14 protein-coding genes are annotated in these 14,667 nt (G+C 37.7%); 8 read left to right on the forward strand and 6 right to left on the reverse strand.

Translation table 11 applies throughout. The features are described from left to right. Window position 1 precedes the first annotated feature (1 nt). Complete coding sequence (locus ACE01N_RS08045; protein ID WP_380586859.1) at window positions 2–475, forward strand: hypothetical protein; 474 nt, start codon at window positions 2–4, stop codon at window positions 473–475. On the opposite strand, the gene ACE01N_RS08050 is transcribed toward ACE01N_RS08045, so the two are convergent. Next, entirely contained in the window at window positions 476–1,684 is a 1,209-nt protein-coding gene (locus ACE01N_RS08050; RefSeq protein ID WP_380586862.1) for a carboxypeptidase-like regulatory domain-containing protein, read from the reverse strand. Window positions 1,685–1,734: 50 nt separating this feature from the next. Between ACE01N_RS08050 and ACE01N_RS08055 the strand changes: the two genes are divergently transcribed. Next, a complete protein-coding gene (locus ACE01N_RS08055; protein WP_380586865.1) occupies window positions 1,735–2,457 on the forward strand; it encodes a hypothetical protein in 723 nt (240 codons plus the stop codon). On the opposite strand, the gene ACE01N_RS08060 is transcribed toward ACE01N_RS08055, so the two are convergent. Both ACE01N_RS08060 and ACE01N_RS08065 read right to left on the reverse strand, forming a co-directional pair. Further along, the gene (locus ACE01N_RS08060) at window positions 2,454–3,128 is read right to left on the reverse strand and encodes an HAD family hydrolase (RefSeq protein WP_380586868.1); all 675 of its coding nucleotides are present in this window, start codon (window positions 3,126–3,128) and stop codon (window positions 2,454–2,456) included. The genes ACE01N_RS08055 and ACE01N_RS08060 overlap by 4 nt on opposite strands. Window positions 3,129–3,158: 30 nt before the next feature. Further along, window positions 3,159–3,914, reverse strand: coding sequence for a DUF481 domain-containing protein (locus ACE01N_RS08065; protein WP_380586870.1), 756 nt, complete (start codon window positions 3,912–3,914; stop codon window positions 3,159–3,161). A gap of 131 nt (window positions 3,915–4,045) precedes the next feature. Here ACE01N_RS08065 and ACE01N_RS08070 point away from each other — a divergent pair, with 131 nt between their 5' ends. The 5 genes from ACE01N_RS08070 (at window position 4,046) to ACE01N_RS08090 (ending at window position 10,656) form a co-directional block, all read left to right on the forward strand. After that, on the forward strand, window positions 4,046–5,245 hold the full coding sequence (locus ACE01N_RS08070) for a pyridoxal phosphate-dependent aminotransferase (protein WP_375728915.1): 1,200 nt from the start codon (window positions 4,046–4,048) through the stop codon (window positions 5,243–5,245). 80 nt (window positions 5,246–5,325) lie between these two features. Beyond that, on the forward strand, window positions 5,326–6,570 hold the full coding sequence (locus tag ACE01N_RS08075; RefSeq protein WP_380586874.1) for an ABC transporter permease: 1,245 nt from the start codon (window positions 5,326–5,328) through the stop codon (window positions 6,568–6,570). A gap of 1 nt (window position 6,571) precedes the next feature. After that, window positions 6,572–7,210, forward strand: coding sequence for an NUDIX hydrolase (locus ACE01N_RS08080; RefSeq protein WP_380586877.1), 639 nt, complete (start codon window positions 6,572–6,574; stop codon window positions 7,208–7,210). A gap of 50 nt (window positions 7,211–7,260) precedes the next feature. Next, complete coding sequence (locus tag ACE01N_RS08085) at window positions 7,261–8,784, forward strand: peptide MFS transporter (RefSeq protein WP_380586880.1); 1,524 nt, start codon at window positions 7,261–7,263, stop codon at window positions 8,782–8,784. A 153-nt stretch (window positions 8,785–8,937) separates the two neighbouring features. Then, window positions 8,938–10,656, forward strand: coding sequence for a peptide MFS transporter (locus tag ACE01N_RS08090; protein WP_380586882.1), 1,719 nt, complete (start codon window positions 8,938–8,940; stop codon window positions 10,654–10,656). 62 nt (window positions 10,657–10,718) lie between these two features. Here ACE01N_RS08090 and ACE01N_RS08095 read toward each other — a convergent pair whose 3' ends face one another. Further along, complete coding sequence (locus tag ACE01N_RS08095) at window positions 10,719–11,732, reverse strand: dihydroorotate dehydrogenase-like protein (protein ID WP_380586884.1); 1,014 nt, start codon at window positions 11,730–11,732, stop codon at window positions 10,719–10,721. Window positions 11,733–11,918: 186 nt separating this feature from the next. Next, window positions 11,919–12,368: a hypothetical protein gene (locus ACE01N_RS08100; RefSeq protein WP_380586887.1), complete on the reverse strand. Its 450-nt coding sequence runs from the start codon at window positions 12,366–12,368 to the stop codon at window positions 11,919–11,921. A gap of 269 nt (window positions 12,369–12,637) precedes the next feature. Between ACE01N_RS08100 and ACE01N_RS08105 the strand changes: the two genes are divergently transcribed. Next, complete coding sequence (locus tag ACE01N_RS08105) at window positions 12,638–14,224, forward strand: aldehyde dehydrogenase (NADP(+)) (protein ID WP_380586890.1); 1,587 nt, start codon at window positions 12,638–12,640, stop codon at window positions 14,222–14,224. Here ACE01N_RS08105 and ACE01N_RS08110 read toward each other — a convergent pair. Beyond that, window positions 14,221–14,640: a flavodoxin family protein gene (locus ACE01N_RS08110; protein WP_380586893.1), complete on the reverse strand. Its 420-nt coding sequence runs from the start codon at window positions 14,638–14,640 to the stop codon at window positions 14,221–14,223. The genes ACE01N_RS08105 and ACE01N_RS08110 overlap by 4 nt on opposite strands. Window positions 14,641–14,667: the final 27 nt, after the last annotated feature.

Raw genomic sequence — 14,667 nt, forward strand, 5'->3', positions numbered from 1 at the left:
TATGAAACTGAAAGTTGTTATTCAATTAGTTATAGTTCTTGTCCTTGGCTTTTTTATCGGTTTTTTAACAAACAGCAGTATTGTTTCGAAAAAGATAAAGAACTATTCATGGCGAAGGGGGGAAGTAGTTTTCTGGACCCGGACCCTGGATGAGATTCATGCGACACAGGAACAGAAGGATGATATAATGCCCATTGTTTTCAAATATTCCGATAAAGGGCATCAGGTTATGCGGGATGCGATGAAGGAAATCGAACCGTTATGGGAAGAAATGGAGGAAGAGATTGCTCCAATTCTGACTCAGGATCAGTTGAAAGTTGTTGAGGCAATTAAAAAACGAAGAATTGAAAGATTCCGTGACCGGACTAAAAATCAGGGACGCAACGACAGGTGGAGGAATGCTAAACGTGACAGTACAAATATGCGTAACAGACAACAGGGGCCGCCACCACCGCCTCCTTCACCGGAAGAATAATCAGTATCCATCCGGATTATTGTAGAAGTCACGAATACCTATTGAAGGTTTGTGATCTAACATTTTATGATCAGGAATAATTAATTGTGTAACCGATTTCCCTTTTAGTTTATTTTCAGTTACAAAAGTTTCATTTAAATTAATTGAGCTGAGGTGATATTTGTCTCCCTGATTATGATACATAATAGTGGCAACGTAGCGGATGTCCTCGCCAAATAAATCATTGTTCCCTTTCACATAGTAGGATTTTCCTAATACTGATTTTTTTGTACTGCTACCCTTAATCACACATTTGATCAGTACACCTGCATTTTTCAATATGTACAATTCTCCTTCATAATACTTAATGTAAGCATCCTGGGTGGTAATTAAATCCGGCTCCAGGTTCTTAAATGCTATGTGTAGCAATGTATCTCCATCATAGGGCTCAGAATCCATTAGTTCCAACCGGTATTGATATAGATTTGCGTCAGAAAATATACTGGTATGGCTCCTTACAATATCGTATTTAAGCAGTTCGTCCATATTAGTCATACCTGTTTTGTAAGGTTTTACGCGGTAGTTTCTGGTGGTATTGCTAAAGGTATAAGTTCTGCTTTTGAATAGCTTAGGTGGTGTCTGCTGGATGTATCCGGAATCATCAGTTATTATTCCCTGAGATTCGGTAACTCTGTTTAGATTGCCTGCGATATATGTGTTTTTATAATTAAAATTATACTCAAAGGGACCTGTGATAAAATTTTCGCCCACATTTTTAATGGTTTTCCTGACATAACCATAGAGTACTTTTGATTCAGCTTCAATATTAATACTGATGATTTCGTAGTTGATGGGTTTCAGCTGAATAATAACATTCTCAACTTTTTCAAGTTCAGACAGTTTAAATCTTTTGGAAGAAAACCCGATTACAGAAATAAAAATGTTATTGTTTTCCAAATCTACAGGGTATTTCAGTGAGAAGTTTCCATCGTCATCTGTAGAAGTTCCGGTGAGTGTATTTTCAATTACAATGTTGGCAAATGGTATTCCTTCGCCATTATATTCATTAACGATCTTTCCTTTTATTTCTTTTTCCTCTGTTTTTTCAAAATTAAAATCCGTTGTTTCAGTTTCCTGAGCAAGGGTTAAAGAGTTTGTAAATAAGGTTGTTATTATGAATATTGTGAGAGTTTTAAGTATAAGATCTGCCCTTCTGAATCTGCTTTTCATGAAGTTGTTTTTTTATCTATATTTGGGGTAAAATTAGAAAAAAAAACTACATGAAAAATATACTGGGGGTAAGCTTCTTGATCTTTATAGTTTTGTTGGCTGGTAGCTGTGTCTCAAAGAAAAAATATCTTGCAATGGAAACATTAAAGAACCAGTATGTGAAGCAGGCAACCAATCTACAAAAGGAGAATGATGAGTTGAAGGATAATCTTACAAGTGCAGAAAAGGAATTTGACGAATTTAATCAGAATCTCAGATACAGTAATTCGGTTAAGGATGGGGATATTGCAGAAGTTACCCAACAGTTAAAGGATATGGAAGAAAACTTTAACAGAGCCCAGTCAGAGCTGTCCAGAACCCAGGATTTATATAAGGATCAGCGTTTTTATAATACACAGGCAAGCAATGAAATTACGCGTCTTGAGTTTGCCATTGAACAACTGAAACGTGATACTGTAAGTTTAAATTACTCCCTTAAGCTGGCCAAACAGAAAAATGATCAGGTGCAGAAGCGGTTGATGGAACGCGTGGATCAATTAAATGAAAAGAACAGCGATATTGCAAAATTGCAGAATGAGATGGCTGCAAAAGATGAAGCTATTAAGGAGGTTGAAAATCAGCTTACGGAGCAAAAAGCTAAGATTGATGCCATTAATACAGCCTTTATTGAACTAAGGAAAGATATGCTAAGAGCAAAAGCCAGCAATACGATTATTGATCCGGGTACCGATCCGAATGTCGCAAAAATAAGTAAGGCACTTGGGCACTATTAATTAAATTTTTTCATCAGCCAGTCTTGCATATCAGCTGAATTTTCAAATACCTTATCAGCACCGGCACTGGATAATACTTCATTTTTAAGTTTACCGGTATTAATCGCCAGGGTGTAAATTCCTGCTGCTTTTGATGATTTTACTCCCAACGGCGCATTCTCAATTACAATTGCTTCGTCAGCATTGCAACCGGTTAATTGCAGTGCTTTAAGATATGGTTCCGGATCCGGTTTCCCCCTTTTTACATCCTCACCTGTAACAAAGGAATCATTAAACCTGTCGTTGTAGTTGTGGTTAATATATTCGATTAATGATTTCTGTGAAGAACCGGTTACCACGCATAACTGAAAATTCTTTTGATGCAGGTATTCCACAATTTCAGGCATGCCTTCCATTAATTTGGCTGTGCCCATGGTATTCATGATTTCAGTTTTTTTGCTATACAGTTCTTCGATAGTGTTTCTGTCAGGGGTTTTATTAAGTATGTCACTGAAGACCTCCACGATTGTTTCTCTGCCAGGTCTGCCTTCATTCATATAAATCATTTCTGTAGGATAATCCACTCCTATTGATTTAAATGTCTCTTTCCAGGACATTTCGTGCAAAGGCATTGAATCATAGAGAACGCCATCCATATCGAACAGAAAAGCCTTTATTTTTTTTGCGATCATAGTAAAACCTGATTAAATACAAAGTAATGTTTAAAAGGAGTAATTAAACGAATTGTTTACGGTGTAATAGAGATTGTCAACTCCGCTCGGCGTAATAGAGTCATAATCAATTTTAAAAAACAGGTTGAATGAGAAATTTTTTCTGATATCTATTTTTAGACGTGATTCACTCCAGATGCGGTAATCTTCCGGATCGGAATAATCCGGTTCATAATAAGTGCTGTGTTGTAGTCTGGTATTTTCTGTCATTTGCCAGCTAAAACTAAGGAGTGAACTGAATTTAACCAGACTTTTCCTGTTTTGAATATTTGAACTTTCGTACAACTCATTCAAATAGATAGTGTAGGCTACAAGGCTTAGTGAGAATTTTTGCGATGAGGCAATCTTAAACCTGGGGCCTCCTCCCAGAATATTTCTGTATTTTAAGCGTTGAACACCATTGTAATCATACTGATAAATGGCTTCTGCAGAAATAAATTTTTCAGGAACCATAAAATTATAAATTACGCCGAAGTGTCCCTTGTTTATGTTTTTTTCCTTATCTACCTGATCCAAAACAATATCACCAAACACCATGTAAGTATTTAAACTATCATTAAACTGCAGTTTCATTCTGGATCCATTCTGAACAATGTTTTTATTGTTATGCGTAAAATTTAACGAATAGCTTAATTCTCCCTGAAAGCCTCTGACCGGATTCTTTGACCGACGCTCATCCAGACTAATGATTTGGGAAAATGAGTTTATTGTGATGAAAAAGATGATAACTGATATTAAAAATCGCATAATACAAGCATAATTACAGGGGACAAAAATAAAAAAAGAAATGAAAGCGTCTAAAATTGCAATTATTCGTTTGCATGATTATCTTTGCTCGCTATTAAAAAACTGATAAAAATCAGGGTTAGAACGTTTTTATGCCAATAATTTCAGACAGAGGAATACGTATGCCGAAGTCCCCGATTCGTAAATTGGGGCCTCTTTCAGATCAGGCAAAATCGGAGGGTGTAAAGGTTTATCACCTTAATATCGGACAGCCTGATTTACCTTCGCCACCGGAAGCATTAGAAGCTATTCGGAATATCCAGCGTACTGTGCTGGAATATTCACCCAGTGAAGGATATTTGAGCTATCGTAAAAAGCTGGCGGAATATTACCATACTTTTAATATTGATGTTACAGCCGAAGATATTATCGTAACAACTGGTGGAAGTGAGGCAGTTACATTTGCATTCATGTCGTGTCTTGATCCGGGAGATGAAATTATTGTTCCGGAACCATCATATGCCAATTATACTGCGTTTGCCATTGCTGCCGGTGCTATCATAAAAACCATTCCATCGCACATAGAGGATGGATTTGCCTTGCCACCGGTTGAAAAGTTTGAAGAGTTGATAACCGACAGGACCAAAGGAATTATGATTTGTAATCCGAATAATCCAACAGGTTACCTTTATACGCAAAAGGAGCTGGACAGCATCAGGGATCTGGTAAAGAAATATGATTTATTCCTGTTTTCAGATGAGGTTTACCGTGAGTTCTGTTATACAGGTGCTCCTTATATATCAGCTTTTCATCTTGAAGGAATTGAAGATAATGTGATTCTGTTCGATTCTGTTTCCAAACGTTACAGTGAATGTGGGATCCGGATTGGTGCTTTGGTATCAAAAAATAAGGCTGTTAAGGATAATGTAATTAAATTTTGCCAGGCCAGGCTAAGTCCTCCATTGATTGGTCAAATAGCCGGAGAGGCTTCCCTTGGAACATCTCAGGAGTACATGCTGAATGTTTATAATCAGTATGTGGAGCGACGAAAATTTCTGGTTGACCGTCTGAACCGGATTAATGGCGTGTATTGTCCGATTCCAATGGGTGCATTTTATTGTGTGGCACGTTTACCGATTGACGATGCTGATCGCTTTTGCGCATGGCTGTTAAGTGATTACAGGCTAAACAATGAAACCATTTTTATGGCACCAATGTCCGGCTTTTACACCACACCGGATCTTGGCAGAGATGAGGTGAGGATAGCTTATGTGCTGAATAAGGAAGATTTACGCAAAAGTGTAATTATACTTGAGGAAGCTTTAAAAGTTTATCCGGGAAGAACAATTTAGAAAACACTTAACATTTTATATGAGGCGCTGCATTTTAAACAGCGTCTTTTTTTTCTACATTTGTGAAAATTCATTCAGCGTTGAATCTCGAGTATTTTATAGCAAAACACATATATAAAGGTAATTCGGAAAGCACCAGATTTTCGGGGCCTGCAGTAAAAGTAGCTATTGCAGGAATTGCGCTTGGCCTTGCTGTAATGATTATTGCAGTAGCGATTGTTACCGGTTTTAAAAAAGAAATCCGCGAAAAGGTCATTGGATTCGGTTCACACATTCGTATTTCAAACTTCGATAATAATAACAGTTTTGAAACTGTTCCCATCCGCGTGGATTCTTCATTTGTCAAGTCCCTGTATGGTATTAAGGGAATTAAAAAGGTACAATCATATGCCACTAAACCCGGAATAATAAAGCATGGTGATGCTGTTCAGGGCGTTATTCTGAAAGGATTTGATAAGGACTTTGATCATACGTTTATAGATCAGAACCTGATCAGTGGAAAACCGGTTCAGTTTGGAAGTGGTGTGCGGAATGACAGTGTGATGATCTCAGAGCGCCTGGCTAAGATGATGCATCTGAAACTGGGGGACAAATTCAATACGTTCTTTTTTCAGGACAAGATAAGAGCCCGTAGTTTTTATGTGAAAGGTATATTCAGAACCAATTTCCCTGAGTTCGACAAATTATTTGTTCTGGTTGATATCCGGCATATAAAGAAATTAAATAACTGGGATGATGATCAGGTGAGCGGTTTTGAGATTATAATCGACGATTTCGACCATTTGGATCAGATTGGAAGAGAAGTTTTTCTGAAAACGGCTAATAAATTCGATGACAAAGGTTCTTCATTGCTTTCACGCACCATTAAAGAGTTGCATCCCGATATTTTTGGATGGCTCGATTTACTGGATATGAATGTTTGGATCATTCTTGCTTTAATGCTTACTGTTGCATCCTTTAATATGATTTCGGGAGTGCTGATTCTGATCCTGGAACGCACCAGCACTATTGGATTGCTTAAATCTCTTGGTGCCAGAAACTGGTCCATACGAAAGATCTTTTTATACAATGCTGCTTTCCTTATTATAAAGGGTTTATTGTGGGGCAACGTGATTGGAGTTTTACTTTGTTTAGCACAATACTATTTCCAGTTTATCCCGCTCGATCCACAAAGTTATTATGTTGACACGGTTCCGATTAATTTAAAACTGTGGCATGTTCTGGCTTTAAATGCCGGTTCAATGCTTATGATTGTTCTGATGATGGTACTACCTTCCTATATTATAACGCGTATTAATCCCTCAAAATCCATGAAATTTGAGTGATATGATGGCATTTCCGGACTGGTTACATGAACGTTTAAAAGAAGAACTTCCAGGACAAGAGGCTCAACTGAAAATGGTTCCTCCATCAGGCAGATCAAACCGGTTCCAGCCGATGGACTATCCTGTTATGAGCGGAGTGTTATTGTTGCTGTTTAAAAAAAACGGGAACTGGAACACTGTATTTATTAAGCGCACTGATTATGACGGGGTTCATAGTGGTCAGATAAGTCTTCCGGGTGGGAAGAAGGAAAAAGAGGATGCCGATTTGTCGGTGACCGCCTTACGCGAAACATTTGAAGAGGTTGGCGTGAATCCTACAGATGTAAGGATTTTAGGAAAGCTGACTACTGTTCAGATTCCGGTAAGCGGTTTTGTGGTTGAACCTTATGTAGGTTTTATTGGTTATGAACCAGTATTTATTCCCGATCCGGGTGAGGTTAAAGAAGTGATAACAGCTGATCTTGGTTTATTTACTGATCCCGGTAAAAAAGATGTTTTTACATTCGTAAAAGGAACCTTTTCTATTGAAGCACCTTTTTATGATTTACACGGTGAAAAACTGTGGGGTGCGACAGCAATGATGATAAGCGAGTTTGAGGAAATTTGGAGAGAGTATTGTGAAAAGGGGACAACGAAGTAAAAAAATGATATTTTTGTAAGTCAAAATGAAAAACAAATAACAACAAAATCATGAATAAGAATAAGGATATTGCATTTTTTGGCCATCCATTAGGATTATCATCACTTTTTGCCACTGAAATGTGGGAGCGTTTCAGTTATTATGGCATGCGGGCTCTTCTTGTCTATTTTTTGACAGATACTTTTATTGGTGGAGGATTTAATATTGCTGAATTAGATGCATTTACAATTTATGGAATATTTACGGGGCTAGTTTATGTTACTCCACTCCTGGGAGGTATATTGGCTGATAAAGTATTAGGTCAAAGAAAGACTATTTATATAGGTGGAATAACAATGGCGATCGGTCAGTTTATGTTATCTGCAAGTGCAATGTCATCGGGTAATATAGATAGTTTTAGAGGTACTCTGTTTTTTGTTGGTTTAGGTGTTTTAATTTTGGGTAACGGATTCTTTAAACCTAATATCTCAACAATGGTTGGAGAGCTGTATGACAATTCTGATCCTAGAAAAGATGCCGGTTTTACCATCTTCTACATGGGGATCAATATTGGAGCATTTCTCTCTCCCCTTGTTGCAGGAAAGCTTGGAGAGCAGGTAGCCTGGCATTATGGTTTTATGTCTGCAGGTATAGGTATGTTAATTGGTACAACTTGGTTTTTGGTAAGAAGCCATACTCTTGGATCAATTGGTATGCCTCCAAAGGTAAAATCAGAACGTAACAGATTAATTTTGAAAGATTGGCTAAGTGTTGTTTCTTACGTCATTGCCATCGTTGGCACTATCTTTGGTTTTATTTATTTGTGGGGAGCTCTTAATGTTGAGGTAAAGGATTGGTTAATCTGGATCTTTGGTGGGGGTGCACTGGTATATTTATTGACCAGTATTGTTAGAAATACTAGTGGAAAAACAGAGTGGAGTAGAGTAGCTGTAATTGTTGTATTAGCAGTGTTTAATGTTTTCTTTTGGGCCGGTTTTGAGCAGGCAGGTACGACATTTAGTATTTTTGCAAGAGACAATTTAGACCGGATGATATGGAATTTTGAAATTCCTGCGACGTGGTTTCAGAGTGTAAATGCACTTTTCATTGTCTTATTTGCACCACTATTTAGCATTTTATGGCTTAAATTGGATAAGGTAAAATTAAATCCTAATACTCCAATGAAGTTTGTGTGGGGTATGGTGTTGCTGAGTCTTGGTTTTGTTATCATGGCATTTGCTTATGATAGATCAGTTGGTGGTGATTCGATATTGAAGGTTAGTCCATTATGGTTAGTTATGGTGTTTTTGTTACATACGTTTGGTGAGTTGTGTTTGTCTCCAATTGGATTGTCAATGGTTACAAAATTATCACCTCCTAAAATTGTATCCACAATGATGGGAATCTGGATGGGATCTTTTGCGGCAGGAAACTTTGTTGCTTCACAAATGAAGGCAATCTCTATAAAACTTGAAGATACTCTAGGAAGAGAGGTGCAGGTTTTTTGGTTTATTGCTATTGAGTCAGCTATTGTGGCAGTAATTTTATTAACACTGACACCCTGGTTGAAGAAAATGATGAAAGGTATTAAATAGTGTGACAAACTGATGAAATAACAAAAAGCCCCGGTTATTCCGGGGCTTTTTGTTATTTGGCAATATGACTTTTATCACGTTGTGAATCTTAAAAGAATTATTTAATTACATTTGTTTTTATAGGTATTTCATTTAACATCTAAACACATTACAATGAGCAAAGAACGACATCATCCAAGAGGTCTAATGATCCTGTTTTTTACCGAGATGTGGGAACGGTTTGGTTACTATTTAATGCTTGGTATTTTTACCCTGTATATGACGGGTTCGAAAGGTGCAACATTTCCCGGCCTGGGAATGAGTAAGTTTGAAGCTGCTGATATTTATGGCACCTACCTTGCACTGGTTTACCTGACTCCTTTTTTCGGTGGTTTGTTAGCCGACCGGGTATTTGGATACAGGCTTTCCATATACATTGGAGGTACATTAATGGCTCTGGGTTATATCGGATTATCCATTCCTGATAACATGATGTTTTTCTATTTGTCGTTACTATTAATTATACTGGGTAACGGTTTGTTTAAACCAAATATTTCTGTTTTACTGGGAAAACTCTATGAGAAACCTCAATTTGAAGCCAGAAAGGATTCCGGTTTTAATATTTTTTATATGGGTATAAATATAGGTGCCTTTGTCTGCAACTTTGTGGCTGCCTACCTGCGTTTGACCTATGGTTGGGGCTGGGCATTTGCAGCTGCCGGTATCGGAATGTTTGTCGGATTGATATGGTTCACATACGGAAACTTTTCCACGCCGGAACTTAAAGAAGCGGATCAGATTGCACCAAAACGTGAAAATGACATGAGTTTACTTAGGATCTTCTCAACCATGTTTTTACCGGCATTTGGTGCTGCTGCTTTAGGTTGGCTGATCCCGAATAACATATTCGGAAGTGATTCCACAGATGCTTTTATTTTCTTCTGCTTACCGGTTCTTTACTACTTCTATAATGTTTGGCGTACGGCAGATAAAAATGAAAAAGAACCTATTGCAGCTCTTTTGGCAATTTTTGGTGTGGTGATCATTTTTTGGGCTGTATTTCATCAGAATGGATCAGCGCTTACTTACTGGACGCAATACAATACAAAACGTGATGTCGGACCAACTACAGAAATGGTATTAAGTAAAATTAAAATTGTAGAGGAGGCATCTACTGTTCCCCGTGATAAAGCGATTGTAGGTTTGCATGGCGAACCTAAGGGAGTTGAAACAGGTCCAAGCTATTATTTTGACAATTATACAGGTGATTTGCCGTCGGGGAATCTGGAAGGAAAACCAGCAGATGTATCAAAGGAAGCATGGGAAAAAGTACCACAGGAAGTACGGTCAAAATACGGTAAATTAAATCTATGGCCTACGGAACTGCAGGCTTCTATAAATCCCGGTTTTGTTGTGTTGTTGACGCCCTTGGTTGTGGCATTTTTTGGTTTTCTACGGAGACGAAAAAAAGAACCAACTACACCCGGTAAGATCGCCTGGGGAATGCTTATTTCAGCCTTTTCATGGTTGATTATGGTTGCTGCGGCAATCTTTTCAAAAAATGGTATGGATAAAGCTTCCATTTTCTGGCTCTTTGGTGTATACGGAGTAATTACCATTGGTGAATTGTGTTTGAGTCCAATGGGATTATCTCTGGTATCAAAAATGGCCCCAAAGCGAATTGCCGCCCTGATGATGGGAGGTTGGTTTCTGTCAACAGCTATTGGTAATAAACTGTCGGGTGTACTTTCCGGGATGTGGGATCTTTTTGAGAAAAAGTCCAACTTCTTCCTGACCAATGCTGTGCTAACATTTGGCGCATTTCTGGTAATTTTCTTTATTATGAAATGGTTAAGACGGGTTTACACCGAACATGTAATTAATAAACAATAGCACAATAAAAGCAAAAGAGCGTTGCAGGGATGCAACGCTCTTTTTTAAATGATTGATTTGAATTAACGGATATCTTCTGTTAAAAACAATGGTTTTTGTTTGAGTAAGATATCAACGTATTGTGCACGCGTATACTGCGTTTTATCTTTAATATTTATATGGGCCAGTTTACCTCTGAAGTCATCCAGTGATTTGTAACCTTTTGAGTTCATCCAGCCATCCAGTCTGTCCAGTATTGTTGGAATATGTTTCCATCCCCATTTATAAATTACGCTTACAATTTGAACCGAATTGGCACCGGCTAAAATCATGCTCACCACATCATTCCATGTGTAAATACCGGTATTGCTGACAATGTCAGCATCAATTTTACCGTACATGAGTCCTGCAAACCTCAAAGCATATAATCTTTCCTCAGGCTCAGTATAATCCCAGCTTAACGCAAATTCTTCCTTGTGTGTGTCAATTGTTGGCAGGAATAAACGATTAAACAGTACGAATGAATCTGCACCGGCTTTGTCAAGTCTTTCAATAAGATTCAACGGATTTGTATAATAGCGGCTTAATTTAATCTGGATCGGAAGATTTGTAGCCTTTTTTACAGCTTCAACAATTCTTACCTGATAATCTTCTATCTCCTGTGCAGTACGTTCAATTTTTTTCGGTGTGTCGTAGAAATTTAATTCCAGACCAGCAATACCTGTGTCGGCAAGCGCTTGAGCATATTCCACCCATGTTTGTTCATACACACAGTTTATACTTGCAAAAACAGGAATACTAACCGCATCAACAGCAGCTTTTAATTTTAACATATGTTCACCCGGGCCACTATGCTCAACAACCGGAAATAAATTAGTCATTTCAGCATTTCGATCATCATACTGATGAAGTTGTTCTTCCAGTTCATAGGCTTCACGCATGATCTGCTCCTCGAATAAACTTTTAAAAACGATGGCTGAAATACCGGCTTCTTCTAATTCTTTTAATTTTTCGGGATGATTTGAAAGGCTGCAAGCCCCTAGCACGAGTGGGTTTTTAAGTTCTACACCCATTAATTTTGTAGTGAGATTATTCATGGCATTTTTGTTTTAAGAACATTTAGATTCTCCTAAAAGTTTAATGAATTTGTTACTTTTAAAAAAGTATAAAGCAATTTATATAGTGGATCTAAAGTCCTAGGCGTTAAAAGTCAAATAGTTAACACTTTTGGATTAAAATCCACGTATTGAAAAAAAGATGTAAGATTTAATTAATGCCTGTGCTCAAAGGTCCAGATAATGTTCCTCGAAATAACCAAATGTGTATGTCTTATTGGTTCCGTTCTCAGAAACATGAATCTCTTTGGTTTTTGTATCAATTTTTAAATCATCAAAGGTGTGTTTGCTGAAATTTTTAAAAACTTTTACTTCAGGCATTAATTGTTTCTGAATAAAAAATACAGCATACCTATGATCTTCGTTTTTAGCTTTAAAAACCATTTCGTAAGCATAATAATCAGGATAAAACAGTTTTTGTGGTTGTTGCTGAGAAACCTTAGATTTAAACAATTCATCAAAAAACGCCAGATCAGGTTTTTCAGCATATCTGCAAGGAATCAGTTCTTCGTAGTCAATATCCAGAATTCCCCATAAATTATTCTTTTGAGCATAATAGAAAAAAAGAATATCCTTAGTTCCAAATTCTTCAATATTATCGTACAAATAATTCTCCATCCATGAATGTTAACCGGCAGATTTTAAATTTTCGTAATATCAGAGAAGGAATAGTTAAAATTTAATTTTCATTCCTTGTAAACATGAGAAAATCAAAATCACATCTAAAAATATAAAATTATTATAACATTAATGTAAAATCAACACGTATTTGTAAATAGTTTGTTAAGAATTTATAATTTGCTTTTTTGATTAATAAAAGGATGCCTTAAATTCGTATAAGTTTTGTAAGTAAGGTGCAATGCTGGTTGTTTAAATTAAATTAGTACATGATGGTACATGGGAAAAACAGAATTGGTAAAAATTTAAGTAGTACAGGTTCTATCACATACATCACAACGGATCCCACAAAAAATGAAGCGCTGGAAGGGACATTTTTTTGTGCAACCGTGGATGAGGTAAACCTGGCTATGCAAAAAGCAAAGGACGCTTTTATCGCATACAGAAAAGTCCCTGCATTTAAAAGAGCTGCCTTTCTGGAGGCTATTGCTGAAGAAATAATGGCTTTGGGAGATGCTTTAGTGAGGCGTGCATCTGTTGAGACAGCCTTATCGCCGGAAAGAATTGAAAGTGAACGAACCAGAACCATGTTACAGCTTAGATTGTACGCCGACCATATTAAAGAAGGTTCGTGGGTAAATGCCAGTATCGATTTGGGTGATCCGGACAGAAAGCCTAATCCGAAACCTGATTTGCGCAGGATGTATTTACCCATTGGGCCTGTTGTTGTATTTACGGCCAGCAATTTTCCGCTGGCTTATTCCACGGCTGGAGGTGACACCGCTTCAGCACTGGCTGCCGGGAACCCTGTAATAGTAAAATCTCATCCCTCACATGCCGGAACAAATGAAATGGTGGCGGATGCTATTGCAAAAGCTGCAGAGCGAACAGGAATGCCTGATGGCGTTTTTTCTTCTTTGAATGATAATTCATTCAGTGTAGGAGAACAACTCGTGAAGCATCCTGATACAAAAGCCGTAGGATTTACCGGATCCTACAATGGAGGTATGGCTTTGTGGAGACTGGCAAATGAGAGGGAGGTGCCTATACCGGTCTTTTCTGAAATGGGTAGTACTAATCCTGTTTATTTACTTGAAGATGCTTTGCATCAAAACGATGCACAATTGGCCAAAACAATGGCTGCCTCTATTACTCTTGGGGCTGGACAGTTTTGTACAAATCCCGGGTTAATGGTTGGAATTGAAAGTAATGCATTAAAGAGTTTTGCAGCTGTTTTGGAAGAAGAGTTTCAAAAGGTTATTCCGTCTGTTATGTTAAGTGCTGGTATCGCCGGCAATTATTTCTCGAAACTTGAAATGGCATTGCAGCAAAAGGGAGTCACTTTACTGACACAACGATCTGTACGTTCGGATAGGACAGAAAACTCTGGTATGCCCGGAGTTGCAACGGTTCCGTTTAAGATCTTTAAAACAAATCCGTTACTGCACGAAGAAATATTCGGGCCTTTTTCTCTGCTGGTTATATGTGAAAACATAGATGAGATGAAAGAATTTGCAGCATTACAGAAAGGTCAGCTTACCACCTCGGTATTTGGTTCAGAGAAAGATTTTAGCAGAACAGGTGATCTTATTAATAAGTTATTGGATAAAGCCGGACGATTAATTTTTAACGGAGTTCCTACAGGAGTAGAAGTGACCACCTCTATTCAGCATGGCGGACCTTACCCGGCAACCACAGACAGTCGTTTTACATCTGTTGGCCCGGATGCCATTCTTAGGTTTGTGCGGCCGGTTGCGTTTCAGAATGCACCCGAATCAATTCTCCCGGATGAGCTGAAAGATGGGAATCCACTGGGAATATGGCGTAAGTTTAACGGGAAGCTGGGCAAGGATTAATCAACTAATGTATCAAGTATGTGCTTGTTTTGATCCGATAAACGGTTATTTCTGGATTTGATAGTTGCTTCTATAGTACTTATTTTATCTTTTAAATGACTGTGCATTGACTTAAACATTTTGCCGGTATACACTTTATAGGTGGTAAAGAGTACTATTTTCTTTGATTTTAGTGGAGGCAAGTGTTTCGCAAATTGTTTCCATTCCTTGTCTGGGTGCTGAAACATCAGGAACATGCCCTGGGTCCAGCAACCTAAAAATACAATATCAGCCTTTTGAACCAGTTTATCACTGTAATCATCAATTGACTTTACAGTTACATCATTCCCTTTCTGTTTTAAATAATATCCAATTTCTCTTGCAAAGGCATTAGTGGTCCCTTTTTTACTTCGGAATAGAATAGTAATGTTTTTCATGCTAAGGATGATTACGTTATAAACTTT

The sequence above is a fragment of the Quyinboa ferrireducens genome (assembly GCF_042436675.1).
In the GTDB taxonomy this organism is placed as follows: domain Bacteria; phylum Bacteroidota; class Bacteroidia; order Bacteroidales; family UBA5342; genus JBHJHP01.

Excerpts from the sequence above, each read along its gene's own strand:
- ACE01N_RS08045 (WP_380586859.1), top strand. The coding sequence starts at position 2 with ATGAAACTGAAAGTTGTTATTCAATTAGTTATAGTTCTTGTCCTTGGC.
- ACE01N_RS08050 (WP_380586862.1), bottom strand. The coding sequence starts at position 1,684 with ATGAAAAGCAGATTCAGAAGGGCAGATCTTATACTTAAAACTCTCACA.
- ACE01N_RS08055 (WP_380586865.1), top strand. The coding sequence starts at position 1,735 with ATGAAAAATATACTGGGGGTAAGCTTCTTGATCTTTATAGTTTTGTTG.
- ACE01N_RS08060 (WP_380586868.1), bottom strand. The coding sequence starts at position 3,128 with ATGATCGCAAAAAAAATAAAGGCTTTTCTGTTCGATATGGATGGCGTT.
- ACE01N_RS08065 (WP_380586870.1), bottom strand. The coding sequence starts at position 3,914 with ATGCGATTTTTAATATCAGTTATCATCTTTTTCATCACAATAAACTCA.
- ACE01N_RS08070 (WP_375728915.1), top strand. The coding sequence starts at position 4,046 with ATGCCAATAATTTCAGACAGAGGAATACGTATGCCGAAGTCCCCGATT.
- ACE01N_RS08080 (WP_380586877.1), top strand. The coding sequence starts at position 6,572 with ATGATGGCATTTCCGGACTGGTTACATGAACGTTTAAAAGAAGAACTT.
- ACE01N_RS08085 (WP_380586880.1), top strand. The coding sequence starts at position 7,261 with ATGAATAAGAATAAGGATATTGCATTTTTTGGCCATCCATTAGGATTA.
- ACE01N_RS08090 (WP_380586882.1), top strand. The coding sequence starts at position 8,938 with ATGAGCAAAGAACGACATCATCCAAGAGGTCTAATGATCCTGTTTTTT.
- ACE01N_RS08095 (WP_380586884.1), bottom strand. The coding sequence starts at position 11,732 with ATGAATAATCTCACTACAAAATTAATGGGTGTAGAACTTAAAAACCCA.
- ACE01N_RS08100 (WP_380586887.1), bottom strand. The coding sequence starts at position 12,368 with ATGGAGAATTATTTGTACGATAATATTGAAGAATTTGGAACTAAGGAT.
- ACE01N_RS08105 (WP_380586890.1), top strand. The coding sequence starts at position 12,638 with ATGATGGTACATGGGAAAAACAGAATTGGTAAAAATTTAAGTAGTACA.
- ACE01N_RS08110 (WP_380586893.1), bottom strand. The coding sequence starts at position 14,640 with ATGAAAAACATTACTATTCTATTCCGAAGTAAAAAAGGGACCACTAAT.